The following is a 26,468-nucleotide window of genomic DNA, read 5'->3' on the forward strand; positions in this document are numbered from 1 at the left end:
TAAATTCAAACGCAATTTAATAGATTTTTGCTATCGCCCCATATTTGAGACACAAATTGTCATACTAAACAAAACATCAACCCATCAGTTGTACTGGGATAGAAAAATCAAAATGTCAAAGGAATCTATAGTTAGTAAAGACTCTCCCCTGATTGTTGGAATACTATTCCTCACCTCATTGTGGTGGTTGGGATACACTGGCCCCGCTTTTAGTGATGATATTTCCTATCTGCACTTTGGCTATAATTTGTTTGCTGGAATCCCAAATCCCGAGCCTGACAACTTTAGTTTGAGATGGGGGGCCTTCTGGCTGCCTGGTTTATTGCTCTATATTTTTAATTTCAGTGATCATCTGGGGTCTCTAGCCTCATTGATTTACACCTGCGGAAGCTTAAGTATTTTATATTTCCTTTTACCCGAACGATTTATGCGGATCACATTGGTAGTGTTTTTTACTACTAATGTGTATTTAATTCATTTTATCAATCAAGTTTTTCCAGATTCAGCCTTACTGCTATGGGTTACCCTAATCCCTGCAGCACTCTATCGCAGGGGTTATAAGCCGATGGTTGCTGCTTTATTAGTAGCCTTAGGCTTTTGGATGGGAATGAATACAAAGGAAACCATCATTTACTTGCTACCCCTCCCTTTGGTGCTCTTGGTTTTCGATTTTTATCATAAGCGTTCATTGGTGTTTTATATTCATCTCGCCGCCTTTACAATATTATTTGGGCTGATCTATTTTGGATACTTTTATCTATTTTATGATGACCCCTTTTATAAGTTTATAAGCATCAATGAGGCGCATTATATAGGTGAGTTTTCTTATTATGACAAGTCCGTAGGCACTATATTTAGCCGTGTGAGTTATCGTCCATTGATGATTTTTATATCTAGAACCTATTGGATATGGATCATTCTTGCTGTCCCGGGTATTCTTCGGGCATTGAAAAACCCTAAGGAACTTCACTTTGTTTTTGCGGTAAGTTCATTATGCCTATTGCTGGGATTCTTATTTATGTCCACCAGTTTTTCATTTTACAATCCGATACATCTCAATCCCCGACACCTGATCATCTTGATTCCCAGCCTTAGTGTAAATATTGCCTTAGAGATCAAGCGGTGGACCAGTCATTATTTTTGGAAGAGATTCGTCTTATTATGGATATGTTTTGCAGCGGTGGTTTCCTTCGCCTTGGTGAGTTGGCAATATGGACTGTTTTATTCTGGAATTGCAGCATGCTTTTTATTTAAGCGTCCAAAATTGCAGGTGGCAGGTATTGCCTCAATATTGGTATTCACCACCATCTACGCTGAATGGACCGTCAAGGAGGAAAAACAGTATGAGCATATGGTAAGTATGCTTAAGGAGACGATTGCGGAAAGTGGCGAAAACACCCCTATTATCACTCATGCCCTGCTGTGCCAGGCCGCACCATTGATTTTTCATAGCCCAATTGCAGAATTACCGCTATTGGATATCACTGCGCTTGAGGAGAAAATAGAGGCAGACGATCTGCAGGAAGAATTTTATGTGTTTACCTATTCTTATCTTTCCGAAATCACTCCTCAGGACAACTCCTTGCTTTCGCAGTTGCAAAAATTTGGAATAAAGTACAATTATAGTTGGCTGAAAAAGCACGAAGATCCGTGGGTAAGCATATATCATTTGAAAAAAACCATTACGCTACCTACCTTCCCTGACAATACCAGCACCTTTGGTGCCGAAATGCAGTAAGATTTAGCCGTAATCAGCCTTAAACAATTCCCTCTACTTATGATTTAAGCCACCAACACCTAGTCTGTCTAAATTGCTGTATCCAAAACCGACGCATCCATGAAAGATTTTGGTGCTGAAGGAATTATTATCTTAGGCTGTTTTCATATTTCAGGTCGCCAAAACATCCCTGTCAGCCACTGATGGTTTGTGCCAACACCTTACTTGGGACTCCAAGCTTCTGGTGTTTAACTTGCAGGGCAAAAAAAAATCCACCTCTCTCAAGGTGGATAAAAATAGAATTTTCAAAATTCAAAAAGGTTTTTGTTTTAGGGATAATTAGGGTTTTACTTCTTGATGAAAGTATAAACTCCATCCACGGTATTTTGGCTAGTATGGCCATCCACGTCTCCAGGTACTGTTAGAGTAAAGGATACTTTTAATTGAGTATCAGAAAAATTGATTATATCAGCCTCGATTGGAGGGATTCCTCCATAGTCAAAAATAAATTTCTCATTATCCATGATCCATGTTCCTCTCTTATGAACATTTTCAAAAGGGAAAATTGGTTTCATGGTGGTACCTTCCAAATCCGCAGGGGCTTCAATCAGATAGAAACCTTCTGCTAGAAACTCGTCAGGATCCTTCATTATCGTCAATTGTAAGGTGTTGTCAGTTGCCATTCCACTATTAGATAATGTTATGGTTTCTCCATCTTTCATGACCGTTGATTTGATCGTATAAGAATGGCTTTGTAACTCCCAAACTCCTTCAACCTCTGGTGGCGTAACTAGGTCCTCTAAATCCTCCGAACAGGAAGAAAATACGCCTACCAGTGCAAATAACACAATAGATTTTAAAAATGCGATTCTCATAGACTTTGAATATTTTAGAATTTTTCGATATACAAATATACAACGTTTTTATGTATTTAAAAAACATTTATATATAAATAACTATGTCCTTTAGGAAATAACCCCTAAAATGCTCAGCATCCAATAATTGCGAAATTCACCTAAAATAACTCACTATTTTTACAGTAAAAAACAGAATTTTTCCGTGAAGCAAAGCCCTAAAATAGCAGTTAAAACACAGGAAATATTCTTGTGAAAAAATGGGGCAATTTTGTTCATTCACGTACAGGAATAATGAGCGAACTGTCCTAAAATGATACAGTAAAATTCACTCCAAACGCCCTAATGGGAGCTTAAGCCTGTTGGCAAGGAATTTGGCTATTGTGAAATCCAATTCATCTATTATTAAATAACTATGAAATTATTCATTAGCCTGATTGTTTGGTTTATTCTACTGGTAATCTGTTGGCCAATAGCACTGTTCGTTTTGGTCTTTTACCCTATAATTTGGTTAATATTACTACCTTTCCGGCTCTTAGGATTTGCCGTATCGGGAATTTTCTCCATTATTGAATGGCTCATTTCATTACCATTCAGGATGTTAGCCCGCTAATAAACTCCTAATCCCTACCCTATCCACTTTCTATCGAATCCTAAGGCTAGGAAAATCTAATTTGCTTGATTCACCACTCTAGTTGAGACTAGGTCTGGGGAACTGCATCTTAGGAGATGATTTGAAAAGTGGTGGGCCAACAGAAAACTATCAGGCGGAAAAATAAAAGAGAAGGTCATCTACTCCCCCAGAAATAGATGACCTTCTCTCAGCAGCCTGTACTTAGCTTGAAGCTTTATCGAGTAGCTCTACGTCCTCAGTCTCTAACCGAAGGCTTATGGCTTCTCTAAATGCCTTTAGATGGCTACTCTTGGTGGCACTGGCGATAGGAGCAGTTACCAGATCACTATTTATCAACCATCCTAAAGCGATAGCAGCCTGGGAAACACTATGCTTGGCGGCTAACTCATCCAGAGATTTCAAAATTTTCAGCCCGCGCTCATCCAGATACTTATTCATTCCACCTCCCCGCACACTCTTATCAAAATCATCCTTTGTCCTGTACTTCCCTGTCAGGAAGCCACTAGCAAGGGAAAAATAACTTATTACCCCCAGGTTTTCTTTAGTACATATCTCAGCAAGTCCTGACTCATAACCTTCCCTCTCTAGCAAATTGTATTCAGGCTGAAAAACCTCATATTTAGGCAAGCCCTCCTTTTTGCTAGCGTCCAGACTTTCCTGAAGTCGCTCGGGGCTAAGGTTAGAAGCACCAATCGCGCCGACCTTACCAGCCTTGATCAGTTCCGCATAAGCTCCTAGTGTCTCCTCCACCGGAGTACGCTCATCATCCCAATGGGTGAGGTATAAGTCAATATGATCTATTTGAAGCCGGCGTAATGAAGCCTCTACAGCCTCTGCAATGTATTTCCTACCAATGTCCTTATGCCCCTGGCCCATATCAGAGCCTACCTTTGTGATGATATTTACTTTATCCCGATTACCAGATTGCTTCAGCCACTTGCCAATTATAGTCTCGGACTCCCCACCTTTATTTCCGGGTACCCAGCTAGAATATACATCCGCGGTATCGAGGGTGTTCAGACCCATCCCCACTAGTTCATCCAACATTCGAAACGATTCATTTTCATCGAGTGTCCATCCAAAAACATTGCATCCAAAGACAATGGGTGCGGTGGTCAAATTTGTATTGCCTAATTTTTTCTTATCCATTATATCCTACTTTTATGATTTGTCCAGTTATTATTCCTTTGATACTCTTGAGATAGGCCATGGCCACCTCCCCCATAGGAGCTGGTATATGACCAGGAAACTGATCTTTGAGTTTTTCGTAGGAATCCTCCACCAGCGCGGGGCTTACTGCATTAATGCGGATTCCTTTCTTAATCAATTCACCATAGGCTCCTATTACAAAGCCATTGACAGCTTGATTAACCATGCTCAGGGCGGCTCCAGACGGGATGGGATCCTCGGCGAGCACCCCAGAAGTCAGGGTAATGGAGCCTCCCGGCCGAATATTATTAATTGCATGCAAGGCGATATTCACCTGGCCCATGAGCTTGCTCTTTAGCCCTGCCTCAAAATCCTGTGTAGTCATCTCCTCCAAAGCCTTAAAGGGCGCAGATCCTGCCGTTACAATAACTGCATCCACCATACCGATGGATGAAAAGAAGGCTGATACAGAGTTCTCATCCGTAAAATCCACCCTATACTCTCCACTAGACCTACCCGCAATAAGCAGCTCATCCGCATCAGAAAGCTTATCCTGAAGGGCTTTGCCAATAATGCCCTCCCCACCAACTATTACTATTTTCATAAGTATAGATTTATAGTATTGAATTTACAATTCCACCATCCACACGCAGCGCAGCACCATTAGTAGCAGAGGAGAGTGGGCTTGCAATATAGGCCACCATGGTCGCCACTTCTCTGGGCTCTGCAAATCGCTGAATAAGTGAGGATGGACGACGCTCCTCAAAGAACTCCCGGAGCACCTGCTTTTCTGATTTCCCTTCTTCTTTGACCTGTTCAGCGATGGCTTTCCTATTGGCACGACTCCAGGTGGGACCAGGAAGCACACTGTTTACGGTGACGTTGGTCCCTTTACTGAGTTTTGCCAGTCCTCTGCTGATCGATAATTGCGCAGTCTTACTCATCCCATAATGAACCATCTCCGAGGGAATATTAAGTCCCGACTCACTACTTATAAAGATGATGCGACCCCAATCCTGTGAAAGCATCTTTGAAAAATATGCCCTACTGAGCCTTATTCCGCTCATCACATTGATATCAAAAACCTCCTGCCACTGCTCATCAGTAATCTCACCAAAATCCACTTGCTCAAATATCCCCACATTATTAATCAATATATCCACCTGAGGGACCGCTCTGATCAAAGCATTGATTTCTTCCACCTTACTGAAATCCGCCGCAACCCCTGAAATAGCAGTATTTCCAGACTTTGCTTTGAGTTCGGTGACCATCTTCTCGACATCTTTTGACTTGCGACCATTGATAATCACCTCTGCCCCCTCCTCTGCCAATGCTAAAGCTATCTCATAGCCTATACCAGCGGTCGATCCCGTCACCAAAGCTTTCTTTCCTGTGAGTTGTAAATCCATAAGTTTATTAGGTTTGATTTTGAAATAAATAAGGATTATCTGAATCAATAGACATTTTTACTGTAGGGAATTCTATAAAATAACCTTTCCCTGATTCTTTTATCCTTTATAAGTAGCCCTTTACCTCAAAGAACAAGCCATAGAAGGTTTCAGGGTCATAAAATATTGATGATTAAAAATTCCTCCTATACTCAAAATCCCATCCCTAAAGGTAGCAGCCTACCTAAAAAACATGATATAAATCATATTTAGGTCAAAAAACCTAATCTTAAGCACCAAATATTATTTCGACCAAAAAACTTAAACCATCTAACCTATCTTAAAAAACCCAAATAATCACACTAAACCGCTGCTAAAAATCACCATACCTGGAATAATCAGGAGGTTTTATATGAAAAAACCTAATATAACCTTCTCCGTTAATCCTTAAGCATTCGAAGCATAGAACTGAACATAATTCTAACAACATATGAAATACTTACCTATAAAATTACTTGCTGTACTTGGCTTAGGACTTACGCTCTCTTGTGTAGAGGATGATGATCTTAATCCTGAAATTGTAATTCCTACCACGGAATTGCCAGAGAATTCTGTGGCATTCCTTACCACTTACTTCTCCGCCGAGACGGTAACTACTGCATCCAAAAAGACCAGTCCGGACCCCGATGATGACGGGTATTATGAAGTGCGCCTTAGCAATGGTGTGGAGATAGAATACAATCAAGAAGGTGATTGGGTGGAGATTGATAGTAATAATGGCCAGATCCCTGATGGGGTACTTCCGGTAAGTATGACGGATTATATTTCTCAGAATCACCCTAACCAGGTCATTGACAATGTGGATAGAGAGAGGTTTGGCAATACCGGCTATACAGGATATGAAGTGGAGCTAGAGCCATCTGAAATTGAGTTATACTTCGATGCTGAGGGAATGTATATTGGTCAGCACAAGCCGGATTATTATGATGTGGACAGCCATGATGACAAAATGAGCATCACTTATGGCCAGTTGCCAGCGTCTTCCCAGCAAATACTGGCAGATTTAGGAATCACTGAAAGTGCTAATCCTAAGGTTTACCAAAGCACCGACAATGATTTGGAAGACTATTACGAGGTAAAAACCGCCGAAGGTATTTCCATTGAATTCAATAAAGAAGGCAGCTGGACCTCTATTGAAGCAGAAACTACACCTTTGACTATTAGCTATTTTGAAGGAGTATTACCTGAGTCGATAACCAGTCATTTCTCTACCAACTATCCAAATGAGAAAATAGAAGAGGTAGAAATTACCGGCACCATCATCACGATAGAAACTACCACTGATAAGGATATTAAATACCGTACCGATGGTACATTCATCGGCGTATCTTAAAGTCTAAAAAGGATATAAAAATAAAGGCTGCTTCCTGTGGGGAGCAGCCTTTTATTGTTTTATACTTTATAATATTGTTCCCAGCCTTTTCTAGGTGGCGGACCTACCAGAAGTTCATTAGCAACTTTATTATTAGTGATCACTTTTTTGTCTCTGTCAAATTTCAATTTGGTATTTAGGCGTTGAGCAATGGTGCCCAAGGTAAACACCTGGCTCAGTGGGCCAGAGATGGAGAATGGAGAGCGCGTTTCTTCTTCGCCTTTACAAGCCAGAAGGAAATTGGCAAAATGATCAGAAGGGCTTTTAGGCACATCTGGAAGCTTGCCTTTCATTTCCCTCGCTTTTTCCTTAGGGATAATGGAAAGAGTACTTCCATGAGATCCACCTTTGAAGGTCAAGTCCTTGCTGTAAATAATTTTCCCTGGATTGAGTTTTGCAGGTTGGATCTTGCCTGTGCTAGCTGCAGGAATATCTGCGTCCAGTTCAGAAGTACCGTATCCTTCTGGCACCTCAGGTACATTATCCACTCCATCATACCAGGTTACATTGACCTTCGGCATATTACCACGTTTCGGGAATTTGAAGTCCAAGGTGCTGGATTGTGGGTAGAATAAAGGATTATGGCCTTCCAGCATAACCGGATCCACCTCATAGGGTAATCCAAGGTCCAGGAATTGGTGGAAGGTATCCATGATATGTGCTCCCCAGTCACCCAAGGCTCCCATACCGAAGTCATACCAACATCTCCATTGGCCATTGATATAGTCTTCATTATATTCATGGAATTGTGCGGTGGTCAACCAGGTATCCCAATCTAAAGTAGAAGGAATAGGCTGTCCAGCGGGGAACTTAGTCATGGAAGTATCCCAGCCATGCCATCTACGACGGCTATTCATATGACAGGTAATATCGGTCACATCCTTAATGATGCCAGCATCCACCCAAGCTTTGAACTGGAAATAATTGGCTTCAGAGTGGCCTTGGTTTCCCATTTGAGTTACCACGCCATATTTATCTGCTGCTTTCATCAGCAGTTCGTTTTCCTGGAAAGTTCTCGCCAGAGGTTTTTCTACATACACGCCTTTGCCAGCAGCCATAGCCTCTATGGTGATAGGAAAATGGCTAAAATCAGGAGTTCCAACGGTAACTGCGTCAAACTCGCCGCTGATCTCGTCAAACATATCTCTGAAATCCTGGTATTTCTTGGCTTTCGGGAACTTACCAATAATTTCTGTGGTATGTGGAGCGCCCATATCGGTGTCACATAAGGCCACGACATTAGCCAGTCCGGTAGCTTGAATAGCATTGATCACCTGACCACCTCTGTTTCCGATGCCAATACACGCGATATTCACCTTATCACTCGGTACCACAGATGCGGCACGGATGATTTTCCCTTCCCTATCCCGTAAGGCAGGCTTGGAAAATAGAACATGGCTCGGCACTATGCTGATCGCCCCCATTGCTAAGGCGCCTTTCTTCAAAAAATCCCTTCTTTGTTCTCCAGCGGTGCTTGGCAATGTCTTTTTATCAGTTTTTTTCATAATTTAATTTAGGTTAATACTATAGGCTTACTCATGAATTGACTAAAGCTCCCATTTGGCTATCGTTTGTTTGACACCTCAAGGTGTAAATAGTACCTTATGCTTCGTACTAATAAATACTGATCAGGAAACAAGATAAACCGATATAGCCTACAGTTAAGTTTTAGACAGTTTTTTAAAAATAGCTATTTTATTCATTTTATTTCAAATAAAACCTATAAAAAGCCATTGATTTCTGTTATACGGTAATATTTCCAAATGAAAGCTAAACATTCCTTATATTCTGTAAAATAAAAAACCACCTCATATCATGAGGTGGTCCTAAAAAATGGTTTTAACTACTTATTTACTGCGTATTCTGATAGATGCTCACCGTTCCTGAAACTTCATTAGACACGATCAATAGGTCCTTGCCGTTAGGGCTTTTGTTTCTGTTCACGGTAATCAAGCCCTCAGGAGCAATATCGGTATCCCTTTGGATCCATTGCAGGAAATGTGGGGCACCTGGTGTGGACACATCATAGACCATCACCGCAGATACTCTCTCCAGACCGATGAAGGCGATTTGTCGCTCTCCAAATAGATCCAGAATGGCAGTAGACTCTGGCTCTGCTCCTTTGTCATCACTTCTTCCATCTGCCTCCCCTTCCGTGAGGCTACTGGCATCATCATCTGTGTCCAAATTAAAATACTGAGGAGCATGCTCCAGAGTCTTGCGTGATATATCATCCCCGCTGTCAAAAACTAAACTCCCAGTCTCCGTCCAGATAGAGAAAGATCGGGCACCGTAACTATATAATATATCGTAATCCCCATCACCATCAATATCTCCTTGAGCGCTGGTCACTTTTAGTCTCCCCAATTGATCATCCTCCTGCAAAGTCGCCGCATCAGGAAAGGCTATAGGATCCAGTACCAGGTCCTTTACTCTCTCTTCCTCCGAATAGCCGTCGTAATCTCTCGAATCCCCTTCATTGGCAGTGATCAGATAGCCCACACCATTGGCCGTGAAATGACTCAATGCATCAGGATGATAAAATCCTAGCACTGGCCAGTTCTTCAATTCCATTATATCGTCTTTATTACTTGCATCTAGCTTATTGCTGGTGGCCATATGATCCTTCACCCCTAGCGGATAGACTTCCGTCACGGTGGCTGAGGCCAGGTCAATTCTAGCAATCCCATTATTTTCCTGAAGGGTCACCCAGGCTGTTTTCGAATCAGGAGAAACTGTGACATATTCCGGCTCCACGTCCATCGCTAGTGAGGCACCCGGGCCAAAAACCCTGAACCCTGAGGCTCTCAAAGCATTTATTCGGCTATTAAAGGCGCTAAAATACGCATGGGCCACCGTGCCATTCTCCAGATCTATCACACTTATAGAACCCTCTGGATCTATGGTATAATCATCATTGGGCTCACCCTCATTCGCCACGACGATATATTTACCATCAGGGGTGAAGGCCACCATATCAGGCAAGGCTCCTACTTCATATACCGCAATCTCCTGTAGGCTGGGAGTATCATATACTTTCACCTCTCCATTGAGCTGCTTATTATCATTTTGTACCGCTACCGCTATCTTGCCCTGATACGCGGCTACACTATTTACCTTGCCCGCATCGATAAAACCAATTTCTGCAGGAGCAGAAGGATCAGCCAATTCCACCACCGTGATGCCTTCTTTTTCTGCATTGGTGATAAATAAGTGTTTGGACACCTCATCATATGCGCTGATCTCAGCCGCACTCAGTCCACCTATATCAATGGTGGATAGGAATTCGAAATTTACCGCTGTATTATCGATCTCATCCGTGGCATTATCCACATATCCCTCGGGCTGCTCACAGGCTTCCATCGACATGTCAGCGTTACCTAGTCCATCGCCATCCAGATCCTGATACCATAGACTCGCTTCACAATAGTCGCTGTCATCCTCATCATTGGCATTATCCACATAGCCATTGGGCTGCTCGCAGGAGTTGACCATAGACTGGGGATTTCCCAATCCGTCATTATCCGCATCCTCATACCAGGCGGTAGGCGGGCAGATTTCTTCTTCCTTACAACTGAAGGCGATCACTATAACTACTAAAAATAAAGTAAAAGTGTGTTTCATGATTATAAAATTGGTTAAGGCACCAAAAATCGCCCTAGAAAAACCATTCTAAAAACACATCAGGTTACTAATAAGTTATGAATTGGAAATCAGGTAACAATGAATTAACCACCTCTATGGGGCATAGCCTTCACCAGCTTCTCAGCATCTTTTCTCCAGGACAGGAAGGCGCGCCATTCATCTTCCCTGATCATGACTCAGGGACTGCATCATTTGGATTGGATCTATTTATTTGCGCTCCGCGCCAAAAAAATGGCTTCTCTCCTAACGTAATACGTCCTTTATTTTTTCCTCCTCCTGAAATAGAGACTTGGCAAAGGGACATTGAGGAATGACATTGTAATTATGGTCACGGGCATAATCCACCAGATTCATCAGCAGCACCTTGCCGATGCCCTGCCCTCGATAATCTGGATTGACCTCGGTATGGTCGATCAACATCAAGAAATCATCAGCCATCGAATAAATCATTATTCCAGCCTCCTCTTCATCTTCCATCGCTATAAACCTACCGCCATTATTCTGTTTTTGGACATGAACTTTCATATAAAAACTATTATAAGTTAGAAGAAATAAATCTATTTAAACTGATCCACTCAAAAAGCAAATTCTATGAAATGTCATCATCCTCTATGCTCCAGCAGAATAATAACGGGAGGAAAATACAAAAAATAAACCTGTAAACACCTCAAAATCAGACTTAAATTTCTTAGAATCTTTATAATCACCACTCCTATAAGCTTGGTGTAAGGCTCAGAAGATGGGAGGATAGCTATGGTCAAGGAAGAATACAGGGAGATAATTACTGCCTAATGGCACAAAAACAGGCATTCACCTGTATAAAAAATAAGTAGTCATGGAGAGGAAATCACTAGTCAAAATAGAGGAATAAAAAAGGGAAGCATATGCCTCCCTTTAAATCTTATTATTAAAATGGTATTCCTTAAGACTGACTCAGCTTCGAGGCTGCAGCCTCATCGACCAACCAGGTGAGTGAGCCATTTTCAGGCTTGATCATCTGAGAAGGATACTGATTAGGATTTCTTTCCCCTTCCAGTACCTCGTATAGAGCAGAAGATTTATTTTCTCCAAACACAAAGAAGATGATTTCTCTGGCCTTATTGATCAATGGAGCCGTAAGGGTAATTCGGTGAATATCCTTTGACTTGAGGAAATACCCTTCCACCCACTTATCCTTTTCTTTTAGTACCTCGGTACCTGGAAATAAAGAGGCACAATGTCCATCATCGCCCATTCCGAGCAGGATCAGGTCAAACTGCCCTTGTGCACCCAATTCTTTTTTAAGAAAGCCTTCATACTCCGCCGCTCTGGCTTCAGGAGTTATCCCTGCTGCCCACATAGGGTAGATTTTATTTTCAGGAATGGGCACATGATCCAGCAGGTTGGCATGGGCCATACCAGCATTACTTTGGTCATTGTCCAGGGGAACCCAGCGCTCATCACCCCAGAATACCACTACCTTATCCCAATCCACCTGGCTGCGATAGGGTTCGTTTCCTAGCAATTGATACAGCATGACAGGTGAGCTGCCACCGGTCAGGGCCACGACAAATTTGCCGTTCTTACTGATGGCTGCTTTTGCGGCTTTCACGAACTGATCTGCGGCCACCTCTCCTAGAAGAGCGGGGTCTTTCTGTATATTTATCATAATCTACTTAGTCTTTTTGATGGTTTAATGCCCATACATGGCCATCTTTTGCGATTAATGCTTCGGCATTTTCTGGTCCCCAAGCTCCTGCGGCATAATTAGGGAAGTCCAGAGAAGGTCGATTTTCCCATACCTCTAGGATGGAAGTAATCACATCCCAAGCTTCCTCCACCTGATCAGATCTCATAAACAAGGTGGGATCACCCCGCATAGCATCCAAAAGTAAGGTCTCATAAGCCTCAGGAGTCTGCGTACTGCAAGCATCATAATCATAAATCATATCTGCTTGGTTCAGATTCATCTCTAAGCCGTGGCGCTTCACTGTAAACCTCAGACGTATATCCATCTGAGGCTGCAAGTTGATCGTCAGTCGGTTTGGCATCACGCTATCTCCCTGCTCCTTAGCAAAAGTACTATGCGGAACGGGTCTAAACTGGATGGTGACAGAGCTGGTTTTCACTGGCATGCGCTTACCTGTACGCAGGTAAAATGGCACTCCCTGCCATCTCCAGTTGTCCAAATAAAACTTAATAGCGGCATAGGTCTCTGTACCAGAGTTTTTGTCCACGCCTTTCTCCTCACGGTATCCGGGCACTTTCTTTCCTTCCACCCAGCCAGGGCCATACTGGCCTCTAACGGCAAATTTATGTACATCCTCGGTTTTGATACGCCTTACGGCACGCAGAACGTCAGCTTTTCTATTCCTGATTTCCTCCGCATCAAAGGACACTGGCGCTTCCATGGCGACCATGGTCAGTATTTGCAAGAGGTGATTTTGGATCATATCTTTCAATGCACCACTACCTTCATAGTAGCCGCCTCTATCCTCTACCCCCACCTGCTCGGCCACGGTAATCTGCACATAGTCTATATAATTCCTATTCCACAAAGGCTCAAAAAGGGCATTGGCAAATCGGAAAGCAAGGATATTCTGCACGGTTTCCTTACCCAGGTAATGGTCGATTCTATAGATCTGCTCCTCTTTGAAGGTTCTGCGCAGCATATCATTCAGCTCAATGGCAGTTTCTTTATTAGTGCCAAAGGGTTTTTCGATAATGATCCGATCCTTAGTTTCATTGGCAGCAAGGCCCGATTCACTAAGGTTGAGCGTCACTGTTTCTATAAATCTCGGGGCCACAGAAAGGTAAAATAGCCTATTGGCTCTCTCTCCAAGCTCCTGATCGATCGTATCTAGTTTTTCTGCAAGCTCCTTATAGGAAGCTTCGTCATTTATATTGGACTCAAAATAGCTGATTGAGGGGCTAAAAGCCTCCCATTTTTCTGCTTTTGGCTTTCCACTTCGTGAAAATTCCGTTAGTCCTTCATGTAAGCGCTCACGATAAGCTTCATCATCCAGCTCGGTCCGACCCAGGCCGATGATGGCAAACTTATTTGGCATCCATCCATCCAGGTATAGGTTATAAAACGCCGGAACTAATTTTCTTTTGGCCAGGTCTCCTGTGCCTCCGAAAATCACGATAATGGTCGGTGTTGCCTTTTTCGTTGTTTTCATAGTTGCGTGTATGGGTTATTTGGGCTATGCGAGATCCGTTTGATCCCATTGTGCATGAAATAGCCCTTCTTTGTCTATTCTTTCAAATTGGTGGGCACCAAAGAAATCTCTCTGGGCCTGAATAATATTAGTGGACAAGCTCGCGCTGCGATAACTATCAAAATACCCCAACGCAGCCATATAAGCTGGAAGTGGTACTCCCTTATCTATGGCTATTTTGGCCACTTTGCGGATAGATGCCTGTCTGCCTACCAAATCTCGCCCAATTTCTTCATCTAACAAAATATTGGGTAAATTAGGATCGCGTTTATACGCCTTACGGAAGTCTTCCAGGCAGGCTGCACGAATGATACAGCCACCACGCCAGATCTTTGCGACCTCCTCCAGGTTTAAGCCGTAATCATACTCCTTCGATGCCACCTTCAGCTGAGCCAGCCCCTGAGCATAGGTGCTGATCATCCCAAAGTATAAGGCATCCTTCAGCTCCTCCTCTGTGATCTCCGGCTTGGAGTCCTCAGACCAGGTAAGCAGTTTTGAGGCGGCTATTCGCTCCTCCTTAAACTTAGAAATATCACGCATCAATACCGCCACATCTATTACCGGCACAGGTACCTGTAAGTCCATGGCATTTTGGGAAGTCCACTTGCCGGTGCCTTTGGACCTGGCTTGGTCCGCCACTAAGGTCACTAGCTGCTTTCCTGTTTCCTTATCCTTTTTCTTCAGTAAGGTAGCGGTGATTTCCACCAAAAAAGAATGAAGCTCCGTGCTATTCCACTGCTCAAACAATGATTGGATCTTATGATCTTCATAGCCTAAGCCCTTTTTCATAAGGTCATAGGTCTCGGCTATCAATTGCATGATTCCATACTCGATGCCATTATGGACCATCTTCACATAATTTCCTGCGGATCCTCTGCCGAGATAGGTCACACATGGATCTCCATCCACCTTGGCAGCTATCGCCTCAAAAATAGGGCGCAAGCGCTCATAGGCTTGTGCATCTCCACCAGGCATCATACTTGGGCCTCTTCGAGCGCCATTTTCACCACCAGAGATACCCATTCCAAAGAAGTGAATCCCTTTTTCGGCTAGCTCGGCATTGCGACGGTCGGTATCTGGGAAATAAGAGTTTCCTCCATCCACCAAAATATCTCCTTTTTCCAAAAAAGGAAGCATGGATCCAATAGCCGCATCAACAGGCCTTCCCGCAGGCACCAATAACATGATCGCTTTGGGTGCTTTTAGAGAGGCCATGAAGGCCTCTGCATCTGTGTATCCTTTGATCTGCTGCCCGGCGGCAGCGGCTTCTGTTAAGGCCTCAGCCTTTGCAGGATCCAAGTCCAAACCAGCAACAGCAAAGCCGTGGTCAGCCATATTTAGCAAAAGATTTTTGCCCATCACTCCTAACCCTACTATCCCAAAGTCAAATTGTTTCATTCTTAATGTAATTGTGTAATTATAATATAGGTGATTTTATTTCCTGAATTCTCGTTCCAAGGCTTCCACCTTTCGCAGGCGACGCTGAAAACGCTCTTTCTCCACATACTCGGCAGTCAGAAAAATCTCCACCAGCTCCTTGATCAATACACCGCCAATCACACGCCCGCCGAGACACATAAGGTTCATATTGTCGTGCTCCACACCTTGATGAGCCGAATAGGCTTCTGTGATAAGGGCTGCACGTACCCCTGGTACCTTATTCGCCGCCACAGTCACCCCTACTCCACTGCCACAAATAGCGATGCCTTTGTCCACCTCTCCACTGACCAAGGCTAGCGCAAGGGGCTTTACCCTATCCGGATAATCATCACACTCGTCAAATTCATGGGCTCCAAAATCAGTCACCTCATATCCCTTCTCTGTCAAATAATCAAAAATCTCCTGTTTTTGGTCAAATCCTCCATGATCTGCAGCAATTCCTACTTTCATATCTCTGCTATTTTTTGTCGGTGTATTTTCATAGTTTACAATAAATCCAGCCTTTGGCTCAAAGTTATGCAATGAATGTTCAAAAATAGTCTTTTTTTGATGAATCTAAGTCATTTCTACTGTCAATTCCTTTATTTACAATTAGCCGCTCTCCATTCGCCTATACAGGCATATCACGAAACTTTATTTCCCACATGACCCAACCGACCTTACTTATCCTTTAACCCTATCGCTATCAATAGTTTATTGAAATGAGAGGCCATCCTTATCCCTTATGACTATGCCGTAGTGCTTCTGGTTTGCACACTATTTGGCGCCTCCTACTGCCCTTACAAATCCTTTCCTCTTCCAGAATTCCAAGAAGAGTAAAGACCATGCGCTGCAGTTTATTTTTTCTACTACTAAGTTCTGAAGACTGATTATTTTGCTTTCGATATCTCTAAAACCGAAAGAAGCATTCCGTTGATTGGTCCAAGATCAAGGCCTATAAATCTATGATCTTCCACTGGATTATTTTAAATTTACAAGCCTAGGTTACCAATGCTAAGTGATGAACCATCCATTTTATATGAAAACCATAAAAACGCAGAACCGATTGATCGGTCTGGCTTTAGCTGGGGTGCTGGTGGTTTTTGTGGCCTGTATCTGGCTTTCCTTTAGTACGGGCTGGTATGGATTGGCATTTATTGCGGGTTTCTTCATTATGATGGCAGCGCCCTTCGTGGATACTCCGATAGCCACCAGAAAGGGTCGACTGACCTACTATTCCCCAATGTTTATCACTGAAAACCTTCCCAATGGCTCTATACACTTTCATGGTGGGACCCTCTTTGACTATGTCTATGTAATAAACTTTGACCTAAATGGCCCCGAACGAACGCGTTTTATTCTCGCCAGTTACCTGAGCGGTTTGATCAATTTCATTGATCATCATAAAAATACCAACTCCCCTCCACGCTCCATGGAAGGCACCAGCTATATCCTTCAAGAAAACACAGCCAGAAAGCTTGGGTTCAAAACCCTGCCCACTAATCAAGTCCAACTGCTAGTGTTGATCCTCAATTATCCCACCTTAATTTTGACTCAGTCACTAGCCAGTAAAAGGCTGCGTTTTCCCAATCTTCGAAAAGTCAGAACCTATCACAGCTCCCTTGATGAGCTTATTGCAAAGGAAGAATTTATCCGCCACTTACGAGACAAATTAACAGACCAGAATGAGCTTTAAACACCGATTATTTTTATTGATTTCAGGTCAAAGTGATCAACTTTAAGATAGAATTTTATCGTCTTAGATTGTCTGTTTATTCAAGTCAGTAAATATCATTGCCCCATAAAAAAAGAAGATCAAAAGCAGCTGCGGCCGGTCAGGTCTGCGATATGCTCGGCTAATAAAGCTAATACTCACGCCACTTACGAGACGAAACAACANACCAGAATGAGCAATATTGACCGATGATTTTTTTATGATTTAGGGACAAAAAGATCGTTCTTATGTATAGAATTTTATCGTCTTAGATTGTCTGTTTATTCAAGACGGTAATTATCATTGCCCCATAAAAAAAAAAGATCAAAAGCAGCTGCGGCCGGTCAGGTCTGCGATATGCTCGGCTAATAAAGCTAATACTCACGCCACATACGAGACGAAACAACAGACCAGAATGAGCTATATTGACCGATGATTTTTTTATGATTTAGGGACAAAAAGATCGTTCTTATGTATAGAATTTTATCGTTTTGGATAGTCTGTTAATTCAAGTCGGTAATTATCATTGCCCCATAAAAAAAAAAGATCAAAAGCAGCTGCGGCCGGTCAGGTCTTATTGGTAGAATTACTTTTGGGGCGAGGCCAAAAGAAAAGGACCTTACTCTAAAGCAAGGCCCTTTCTCCCACAAATTAACAACATTCAACTAATCATAAAATGGAGCTCTTTTATTTAAGCTTCTGACTCTTCTTCAGAAAGCTTATAGGATACGGTTGATTTTTTGAACACATGGATCAGCACTGGAATGGCAGCTAGCGACATCAGGATAATCCCTGCCATGAAGATCGGATATGGATTCATGAAATAGGTTCCTGAGGAGAAAACCCCCAGGATCACCAAGGTGCTAAAGGGGAGCGAAACCGCAAGGATATTTAGCCCTAGGCCCATATCAAAGGTCTGCTCATGCTCCATCTTATCCTTTTCCAAAGCCGACACCGCAGACATATGTGCGTAAGGCCAAAAGCTACAGGCACTTTGCGGAAAGACTACCGCAAGTAAAATGGCCGCTTCGGTAGGCATGGGAAGGAAGGCCACCATCAAACCACTGATGATAAAGGTAATCCCTGAGCGAAAAGCCAGCAGTGAAAAGATCATTTTTAACTGATCCCACTTCAGCACCGCGGCCACTCCGATGAATATCAGAATCAATGGAGTCATCAGGTCTTTCATGGCTAAGATAGCGCTACTCATGAAGAGTGGCAAAGTTTCCATATTCACCCCAAAACCAAGGAGGATGATCGCGACAATCATGACCATATTGATCGGTTCATTCAGCATGGATAGTAATAATCCCTTAACTTTCTGATTGCCAGTCTGGCTGACGGAGGTATTGGCTTTATAATACCACTGCATCGCCATCAGGTAAGTCAGGATAAGTACGAATACCTTATTGCCAATATCTCCGAGCGCTCCCCAAGCCAAAGCCTCATCACCGAGGTACTCCACCAGGAAGGGAAAACAGGACAATCCCGGCGCCAGGGAAGGCAATAACATCAGCAGGGTCCGCATCGTGGGACTGTCCTGATCTATGCCATATACCGGCAATACATACTTACTGAGCCCAAGCATAATAAGGTTAAATGCCAGGGCCATCAAAGGTAAGAAGAGCAAATCCGGCTGGATATTGATCTTAAGTAAGGCCACAAAGATGATAGCAGGAAGAGCTATATTAAGAATGAGAATTTTCAGTCCCTTTTTATGCTCTTCCTTGTTCAGCTTGCTCCTCAGCAAAAAACCAATTCCTATTAATAATAATAAAGAAAGTGTTTTTTGGATAGCTATACTCATATAACAGCTGGTTTATTAGGTGGTGACCTTCTCGAAGGCTTCCATGAAAATTTTCATTTCGTCCATAGTTCCCATACTTACACGGCACCATGGTTTGTCTAAGAAATTATAAGCTCTGACACCTACGCCTTCTGCAAACATCCCCTTGAGGAAGGCATCCCCTTCCATCTCAATAGGGAAGATCATAAAGCTGGTGGAAGAAGGAATCACATCATAGCCCATGGCGCTGATTTTGGCGAAGGTGAAGTCTCTACACTCCTTGTTCATGCCCTTACATTCGGCAAGGAATTTCTCCTCTTTCACGCTAGCGATAGCGCCTTTCAGGGAGGTCACAGAAAGCCCCATGGTTCCACGAACCAGATCAGTAATACTCTCTATTCGCTCTGGCTTGGCGACCATATACCCGATTCTCAATCCAGCCATTCCGTGGATTTTGCTGAAAGTACGCGCCACCATCACATCATGGCCCTCAGCGATCAGACCAACCATGGTATTGTCCTCGGCATCATCCATAAATTCGAGGTAGGCTTCATCCACAAACACTGGTGTTTTGGCGGATACTTTTTTACAAAATGCCTTTAGATCACTGGCATTGGTCACCGAACCCGTGGGGTTATTGGGGTTGCAGATATATACCAATTTGGTCTCGCTATCGATGGCCTTTTCCATGCCTTTCAGGTCGTGGCTAAAGTCCGCGGTCAAAGGAATCGGCTTCCAAGTCGCTCCTAAGCGCTGGGAAGTATTGATGAGCGACATATAAGAAGGATCTGCCGATACGATATTGCCCCCATTCATAAATCTCACAATGGCGGTTTTTTCAAGCATATCAGTAGAACCAGGACCCAGCATAATATGATCCTTGGTCACTCCTTCCTTCTCTGCCAATAAGTCGATCAGGTAGGCTGCATCACCGTGCGCGTATCGGTTACCCAAAGATACCGCTTCAGTGATGGTGGAAACCACCTTTGGCGATGGTCCATATGGGTTTTCGTTGGCTAATAATCTCGCTCTGAGTGCCGGGGCCTCCTTGAAGATGGGGCTGTGCTCCCATAAAAGACTGCTGCCGCTCGCAAAATTCCCTGCACTTGGAGAATGGAAGGAGGTGGCTGAAGCTAGCGATGGAGCAAGGCCGATTCCTCCGGCTGCTAATAAACTGGACTTAAGCCAGGATCTACGGTTGATTTTTGTTGTCATGGTTGAAATGGTTTAAGAAGTTATTATCTGAAATTGTAGTAAAATTCACGTTGAAACTATGGGTATCCTGGGTGGGAAAGTCGCAGGCTCCTGAAGATTTCATTTCTTACTGACCTATACTGCGGCTTCTATTAATATGTCAACTAAGTCGAATATTCCCTCCATAGGTATTAGTGATTTTTAACCTATATTTTAACAATTTTCATAAATCATAAAAATCACCTATAATTTTTAAACCACATATCATTTGTTTTACATAAAAACTATAAAAATTATGATTTTATTAAACCAACCTTAGACAAATCAACATACCCACCCACCCCATATAGGCCGATCTATTTACAAAGCACTGAAAAGCCTGCTTTGGACAGATGCTTCTTATTAAATGTGCAAATTGAAGGAAACCTATATAATAGCTCTAAGCCAATGAAAAGTTCTGGTTATTTAGCATTTGTGAAAGTTGAATTTATACACGAAGGAAAAATCAATTTTCCCGAAGGAAAAGGCACTGCTTCGATAGGAATTCAAAATATAGATCAGGTTGAAAGCGGGTAGGAGGATTTATAGAAATAGAGACTCACTCCTGTGGAGGTCTTAAATTATTATTCTCACTATCTCTTATTATTTCATAGCAATAAAAAAAACCTGAACAGCTGTGCCGTCCAGGTTTCCACCTATAGAATTACCCATTACTAATTAAGTTCTTAAGCGGCCTTATTGCACGCGGACAGTATGGTACTTCCGGAAGGCTATATTTTGGTAGGTTCCTGTAAACTCAAGTTTTACCTGATCGCCACTGCCTGGGCTGCTCAGCCCAAGGTCAGCCCAGGATACGGTCAGGTCAGCAATGCCTTCCCCGTCCGTCATAATGGAACTTACTTCATCTGTTTGGTTGATATAGACCATGATTTGTAAGTCAGACACCGGGATGGAGTCTATACCGACGGTATGGTCCAGAATACCCGTCTTGTCCAGTTCCAAGAACTTTGCACTAACCTCCACGGGACTATCCATGGGAAAAGTGCTGCCAGCCACCACCACCAGCACGGGAGAAGCGACATTTGGCGTAGCCAATTCTATGGCATCTTCACAAGAAAACATGAAAGGAATGAGGACTGCCAAAGCAAGGAATGAATGTTTTATACTATTTTTCATAATCTTTTGATTCTAAGTTGAAACTAATAACCCTCAATCTTCCACCCACCAGAGTGGAACTCTCATATTGTCGTCCCCGCCCAGGAGTCTTAAGCCTTCGTCCAAGGCAGCTTTATTAAGACTGTATTCGGAAGTAGGATACTCCAATCGGGTAGGAAGCACACCATCATTATAGAAAACGGCATCTGGATTAGGCGCTGGAAATACTGGGAAGCCAGTTCTGCGGTATTCCGTCCAGGCCTCTACACCTTGTCCAAATAAGGCTAGCCATTTCTGGGTCATGATGGTTTCTTTGGTGACAGCCCCTATGCGGGTCATATAGTCTGAAGGCATCACCAAACCATGCTGATCAAATGAAGCTGCAATAGCCTCCTCCAATAACATCGCTGGATCACCGTCAATGTCTCCATCAAAGGCTGCTTCGGCTTGGATAAACATCAGTTCGGCATAACTCATCAGGATGCTTGGAGCGGCTGGGTCGAGGTATTTAGTCCCTATGATACTTGCGGAATAATTCCCTGCTGCCGCATCCGTCAGCCCATTTGGCAGTCCTGCATAAGAGCCATCCGCCAGTGGCTGGGCATAAATGGTGATCCTTTCATCATCCAACTCAAGAAGCTCATTGATGAGCGTCTCGCTGATATTCCAATCCGAACGTGTGCTAAACACGTCAAACATCTTATTTCGGCTACCGATAACGTCCACATGCATGAGCTGGGCAAAGTCCCTGTTGTCTGTAAAGATGGGGAAGGTCCCAGGGTCTGCCAAAATCTCATTCATCACTGACTGCGATTCAGAAGGCTTTTGGGAGGCCTGATGATTGGCTAATTTCAGTCGTAGGGAGTTTGCAAACTTCTTCCATCTCATGATATCACCATCAAAAAGGATATCGCCAGAAATAGCGGGGCCATTTATATCTAGACTTTCATTGGCCAATTTCAAGTCGTCTAAAAGCCCCGCATAAATATCCTCCATAGAATCGTATTTCGGAGAGTTGATCGGAAACTCCCCTGTGCCCTGTAGAGCTTCCGAATAAGGAATAGGCCCAAATACATCGGCCATATAGCTAAAGGTAAAAGCCTTCATCACCAATGCCACGCCCACATAATTGCTGTTTTCAAAGGCACCACCGACTTGGGACAATCGCTGTACACTTTCGAAATTCACCAGCGCATCATTGTACAGTGCGTCCCAGGTACCAGAGGAAACGGTAAGTGGAATTTCATAACTGTCTCCCTCCACATTGATATAGATATTCCGAGCCAAATGCTGCATCCAGCACATGGCAGCATCGATATTCAAGCGCTCATACCTGGTGCTATGCCCCCAATACCGATCGACGGAAACCTGAATGGCATTTGGCAATAAGAGTGCAGGACCAATAACCACAGGGTTGTTCGGATCTGTATTCATCTCCTCAAAGTCCCCGGTACAGGCAGGAATAAAGAGTCCTGTCACGGGAAGCATTAAGATCATATATAATTTTATAGCTGATTTTCTCATCTTTACTTATTTAATGGTTAGACGGCCTTTAGATCAAAAAGTAAGGCTTAAATTGAAACCAATACTTCTGGTGCTGGGCTGCTCGCCATAGGCAAAACCCTGAGCATTGCCACCTTTCATATCCACTTGTGGATCCATATGGGGGTGGTTTTTGTATAGTATGGCCAGGTTCCGCCCTACTGCTGATAGCTTTAGGTTTTGGATAAAATTATTCCCGAGGAAATTCCGGGGAAAAGTATATCCAAAGGTCAATTCCCGCAGCTTCACATAGCTCCCGTCAAAGATCCCCGCCTCATGGTAGGTTCGCGGGTTTTGGGCATTCCAGAAAGTCCCGGCATCTACAATCACATCATTGGAAACATACACCGGGTTTTCGGAGGTACCTACGTTCATCACTCCTTCTCCTATTAATCCTTCCTCTCTACCAATGGCGGTCTCCGCATACTGACCGGTTTTTCGAGCCAATCCTGTACCTACATCGAAGATATCTCCACCCATTCTAATGTCGAGCAAGGCGCCCAAAGACCAGTTGCGGTAGCTGAGATTATTGCTAAAGCCACCCATCCAGTCCGGCTGGATATTTCCCAAGGCGTAGGTACCATCCTCCAGCTGAGGCAGACCATCCTTATAGATGATCTCTCCCTCCGGAGATCGCTGATAGCGTCGGCCATAGAGTGTGCCGTAAGGCTGCCCTACTCTAGCCTCCGAGGTAAGGCTATTTTGGCTCGCCAGGATATAGTTGTCCAGCCCTTCTGCGAGCTCTACAACCAGGTTACGGTTACGAGAGAAGTTGAAGGACATATCCCAGGTAAGGCCGCCTTCCATTTTGACAGGAGTACCATACACCATCAGCTCTACCCCTTTATTGGTAATCTCCCCGGCGTTGAGCACCTGGCTGGCAAATCCCGATGAGCTAGAGATAGCTACGGCCAGGATCTGATTGGTGGTGGACTGAACATAATAAGTGAAATCAATCCCTAACCGGCCATCAAGGAACCTCATGTCCAAGCCTATTTCCTTGCCTGTGGTGATTTCTGGCTTCAAATTAACATTGGCGATCTCATCTGAGTTGGCATAAGTAGGGGTTGTACCTGCCCATAGTCCTTCGGAATTGTACACCTGATTGAGCATATAAGGATCTGCATCACTGCCCACCTGAGCCCAGCTGGCTCTGATTTTTGCAAAGGATAGGAAATTACTTTGGACATTAAACATATCCGTAATTACCGCACTCATGGCTACAGAGGGATAAAAGAAGGAATTATTATCCACTGGCAAAGTGCTCGACCAGTCATTCCTTCCGGTGACATCCACGAATAAATAATTGTTAATCCCAAAGGTCGCCGAGCCGAATAAGCTATTCACCTCTTGCTGACGGATGGTACTTTCCGGGTTCACCGGACTGGCATAGTTACCAAGGTTATAAAGTCGATCAATGGTCAACTCAGAAACATCGACATAATTTCTTTTATAATAATTCATCCTGTTGATCCCCCCGGCCTGGGCTTTCAAGGAAAAAGCAGGTGAAAACTCCTTATCATAGGTGAAGATAAAGTCACTATTGGTCTCTTGACTACGGAGCACCTCTTCCTCATAGCTACCTTTGGTGGTCACGAAGTTCTTGGTTCTTTCCACTCCAGTGACATTGATACGGGTATCTGTCCAGAAGTCAGTTCCCGATCTTACCATCAAGCTAAGCTCATCGGTAAACTGGTAGTTCACTGCGATATTTCCGAGCATACGATCTTTGGTATTGGCATTGGTATAGTATTCCTGGAGGAAGTAAGGGTTGCTGAAATACTCATGCTGCCAGTTGGCATAAGGGTAATCATCTCCCTCGCGGAAGGTTTCCCGCTGAACGCCGTAGTAGTTTCTCCAGTCTTGGAGTTTCTCATAATCCGAGTGACGGTGCGCCCAGATGAAATCCTGGCTGCTGGTAAATCTTCTATTGTCGGAGCCGGAATTCACATATTCAGCACTTACGGTTACGTTTAGCTTATCGGTAAACATATACCCCGTATTGAGCTTGAAGTTATTACGGTAATAATCATTATTCCACATGATACTTTGCTGATCCAGCCTACCGATGGAGAGTCTAAAGTTTCCTTTATCATTACCTCCGGATACGGCGATATTATTGCTGACGGTCTTGCCAGTTTCCCAAAACTGCTCCCAGTTGTCGGGCTGTGGAGTAAGGGCGACCAGCTCAGGAGCGGAATACCAGAGCGGTACCAATCTACCATCCATGGGAGCGCCCCAGCTTTCATCCACGCCGGCAGTACCGCGAACGCCATTATCGTCAAAGCCATTTCGGCCATCCACATAGTAAGTTCTATAACCTGCACCACCGCCATAGGTATTTTGGAAGTCAGGCTTTACCAGTGGATTATCGAAAGTCATATTAGAATTGATGGCCACGCCGATTCCCTTGGTTCCTTTGCCGTCTTTGGTGGTCACCATGATGACACCATTGGCGGCTCTGGAGCCATAAAGAGCCGCAGCGGTGGCACCTTTTAGTACGTTGATCTCTTTAATATTATCTGGGTTAATTTCTGAAAGGCCATTGCCATATCTTCTTGAGGACGTCTGGTCCAGTGGGAGCCCATCCACCACGATCAAAGGCTGGTTATTGCCTGCCACGGAGGAGGAGCCACGGATGATCACCTGTGAGCTACTTCCGGGCATGGAGTTACTATTGATCTGCACCCCAGCCACTCTGCCGGAGAGGCTATTGACGATGTTTGGGTTTTGAGCTTCTGTAAGCTCATCACCTTTCACGGCCTGCACGGTATAGCCTAGGGCTTTCTTGTCTCGCTCAAGACCAAAAGCCGTCACGACGATTTCATTTAGTGCCATGGTGCTGGATGACATGACGATCGACAGCTCAGTCTCCGAACCCACCGTCACTTCCTTTGACTCAAAACCAATGAAGGAGACCACTAGCACTTTGCCAGAAGGATCCCCGTCTAAGTCCAATGAAAATCGCCCATCTAAATCCGTCACACTGCCCACCATCGTGCCTTTGATCAGGATACTGGCGCCAGGAATCGGCATACCCTCCTCATCGAGCACTACTCCCGTAATTTCCTCAAAAACGACAGCTTCCTGCTTCACCGTTGCCTTTAGGGATTCTTTTTTGACTGGGGCTTGGCCGGTTTTCACGACCACAAAAAAATCGCCTACTCCTTTTCGATAATCCAAACCGGTGTCTTTGAGCATGGCTTGGAGATTTTCTTCGATGGTCTTATCCTGATTAGGTACAAAATCCCGGGACCAGCTCTTGTCTGCTAAGTCTGATGGGAAAGCGATAGACACATGATACATGGATTCTAATCGCCTAAATACGTCCGAAAGCGAGGGCTGATGGGCAACGGTGTACCGATCAGGAACCTGCGCAAACTCTGCCAGTAGCTGTGCTCTGGACTCTTCGACGGCCATACAGGCCACCATTAGCACAAGCAAGCGCTTTGTAAAGGTGTTTAGCATAGGTATTTGGTTAGTGGTTAGTGGTAAATACTTTCGTATTTTGGGCTTTAACTGTAACTGACAACTGGTTGCTAAACAAGCCATACCTTTCCCTGCACACCTATAATGTATAGGCAATAGAATTCCATGGGACCCTAGTGTGGTAGGTCTCCCTAAAGCCTGATTTATCAG

Annotated in this window: 19 protein-coding genes; 3 read left to right on the forward strand and 16 right to left on the reverse strand. The window is 43.9% G+C overall.

What is annotated here, in order from left to right; all coding sequences use genetic code 11:
• The first annotated feature begins 112 nt into the window (after positions 1-112).
• On the forward strand, positions 113-1,738 hold the full coding sequence (locus B050_RS0113355; protein WP_157492788.1) for a hypothetical protein: 1,626 nt from the start codon (positions 113-115) through the stop codon (positions 1,736-1,738).
• Positions 1,739-2,064: 326 nt separating this feature from the next.
• Here the strand turns inward: B050_RS0113355 and B050_RS0113365 are convergent, their stop codons facing one another.
• The 4 genes from B050_RS0113365 to B050_RS0113380 form a co-directional block, all read right to left on the reverse strand.
• On the reverse strand, positions 2,065-2,592 hold the full coding sequence (locus tag B050_RS0113365; protein ID WP_018474438.1) for a hypothetical protein: 528 nt from the start codon (positions 2,590-2,592) through the stop codon (positions 2,065-2,067).
• Positions 2,593-3,406: 814 nt separating this feature from the next.
• Positions 3,407-4,354, reverse strand: a complete 948-nt coding sequence (locus B050_RS0113370) for an aldo/keto reductase (protein WP_018474439.1) — start codon at positions 4,352-4,354, stop codon at positions 3,407-3,409.
• Positions 4,347-4,958 carry a short chain dehydrogenase gene (locus tag B050_RS0113375; protein ID WP_018474440.1) on the reverse strand — a complete coding sequence of 204 codons (612 nt, stop codon included), beginning with the start codon at positions 4,956-4,958 and terminating at the stop codon, positions 4,347-4,349. Before B050_RS0113375 ends, B050_RS0113370 begins: the two co-directional genes overlap by 8 nt.
• Positions 4,959-4,968: 10 nt before the next feature.
• Positions 4,969-5,763, reverse strand: a complete 795-nt coding sequence (locus B050_RS0113380) for an SDR family NAD(P)-dependent oxidoreductase (protein WP_026235875.1) — start codon at positions 5,761-5,763, stop codon at positions 4,969-4,971.
• Positions 5,764-6,232: 469 nt separating this feature from the next.
• On the opposite strand from B050_RS0113380, the gene B050_RS0113385 reads away from it, so the two are divergent.
• Positions 6,233-7,135, forward strand: coding sequence for a PepSY-like domain-containing protein (locus B050_RS0113385; RefSeq protein WP_018474442.1), 903 nt, complete (start codon positions 6,233-6,235; stop codon positions 7,133-7,135).
• A gap of 59 nt (positions 7,136-7,194) precedes the next feature.
• Here B050_RS0113385 and B050_RS0113390 read toward each other — a convergent pair whose 3' ends face one another.
• From B050_RS0113390 to B050_RS0113425, 7 genes are all read right to left on the reverse strand, one after another.
• Positions 7,195-8,679 (reverse strand): Gfo/Idh/MocA family oxidoreductase, encoded by a 1,485-nt coding sequence (locus tag B050_RS0113390; RefSeq protein WP_018474443.1) that lies wholly within the window; start codon positions 8,677-8,679, stop codon positions 7,195-7,197.
• A 346-nt stretch (positions 8,680-9,025) separates the two neighbouring features.
• The gene (locus tag B050_RS0113395; protein WP_018474444.1) at positions 9,026-10,798 is read right to left on the reverse strand and encodes a choice-of-anchor I family protein; all 1,773 of its coding nucleotides are present in this window, start codon (positions 10,796-10,798) and stop codon (positions 9,026-9,028) included.
• Between the two features lie 264 nt (positions 10,799-11,062).
• On the reverse strand, positions 11,063-11,344 hold the full coding sequence (locus tag B050_RS0113405; protein WP_026235877.1) for a GNAT family N-acetyltransferase: 282 nt from the start codon (positions 11,342-11,344) through the stop codon (positions 11,063-11,065).
• Between the two features lie 397 nt (positions 11,345-11,741).
• Positions 11,742-12,467 carry a 6-phosphogluconolactonase gene (pgl, locus tag B050_RS0113410; RefSeq protein WP_018474447.1) on the reverse strand — a complete coding sequence of 242 codons (726 nt, stop codon included), beginning with the start codon at positions 12,465-12,467 and terminating at the stop codon, positions 11,742-11,744.
• A gap of 7 nt (positions 12,468-12,474) precedes the next feature.
• On the reverse strand, positions 12,475-13,980 hold the full coding sequence (zwf, locus tag B050_RS0113415; protein ID WP_018474448.1) for a glucose-6-phosphate dehydrogenase: 1,506 nt from the start codon (positions 13,978-13,980) through the stop codon (positions 12,475-12,477).
• A gap of 24 nt (positions 13,981-14,004) precedes the next feature.
• Positions 14,005-15,417 carry an NADP-dependent phosphogluconate dehydrogenase gene (gene gndA / locus B050_RS0113420; protein ID WP_018474449.1) on the reverse strand — a complete coding sequence of 471 codons (1,413 nt, stop codon included), beginning with the start codon at positions 15,415-15,417 and terminating at the stop codon, positions 14,005-14,007.
• A 36-nt stretch (positions 15,418-15,453) separates the two neighbouring features.
• Complete coding sequence (locus B050_RS0113425) at positions 15,454-15,909, reverse strand: RpiB/LacA/LacB family sugar-phosphate isomerase (RefSeq protein WP_026235878.1); 456 nt, start codon at positions 15,907-15,909, stop codon at positions 15,454-15,456.
• A gap of 568 nt (positions 15,910-16,477) precedes the next feature.
• Between B050_RS0113425 and B050_RS0113430 the strand changes: the two genes are divergently transcribed.
• The gene (locus tag B050_RS0113430) at positions 16,478-17,134 is read left to right on the forward strand and encodes a hypothetical protein (protein ID WP_229802403.1); all 657 of its coding nucleotides are present in this window, start codon (positions 16,478-16,480) and stop codon (positions 17,132-17,134) included.
• Positions 17,135-17,843: 709 nt separating this feature from the next.
• Here B050_RS0113430 and B050_RS0113435 read toward each other — a convergent pair.
• The 5 genes from B050_RS0113435 to B050_RS0113460 form a co-directional block, all read right to left on the reverse strand.
• On the reverse strand, positions 17,844-18,959 hold the full coding sequence (locus B050_RS0113435) for an AEC family transporter (RefSeq protein ID WP_018474452.1): 1,116 nt from the start codon (positions 18,957-18,959) through the stop codon (positions 17,844-17,846).
• A 15-nt stretch (positions 18,960-18,974) separates the two neighbouring features.
• Positions 18,975-20,153 carry a pyridoxal phosphate-dependent aminotransferase gene (locus B050_RS0113440; RefSeq protein ID WP_018474453.1) on the reverse strand — a complete coding sequence of 393 codons (1,179 nt, stop codon included), beginning with the start codon at positions 20,151-20,153 and terminating at the stop codon, positions 18,975-18,977.
• Between the two features lie 714 nt (positions 20,154-20,867).
• On the reverse strand, positions 20,868-21,308 hold the full coding sequence (locus B050_RS0113450; RefSeq protein WP_026235879.1) for a hypothetical protein: 441 nt from the start codon (positions 21,306-21,308) through the stop codon (positions 20,868-20,870).
• A 33-nt stretch (positions 21,309-21,341) separates the two neighbouring features.
• Positions 21,342-22,811, reverse strand: a complete 1,470-nt coding sequence (locus B050_RS0113455) for a SusD/RagB family nutrient-binding outer membrane lipoprotein (protein ID WP_018474456.1) — start codon at positions 22,809-22,811, stop codon at positions 21,342-21,344.
• Between the two features lie 33 nt (positions 22,812-22,844).
• On the reverse strand, positions 22,845-26,297 hold the full coding sequence (locus tag B050_RS0113460; RefSeq protein WP_018474457.1) for a SusC/RagA family TonB-linked outer membrane protein: 3,453 nt from the start codon (positions 26,295-26,297) through the stop codon (positions 22,845-22,847).
• Between the last annotated feature and the right edge of the window lie 171 nt (positions 26,298-26,468).

This window comes from Echinicola pacifica DSM 19836 (assembly GCF_000373245.1).
Lineage (GTDB): Bacteria > Bacteroidota > Bacteroidia > Cytophagales > Cyclobacteriaceae > Echinicola > Echinicola pacifica.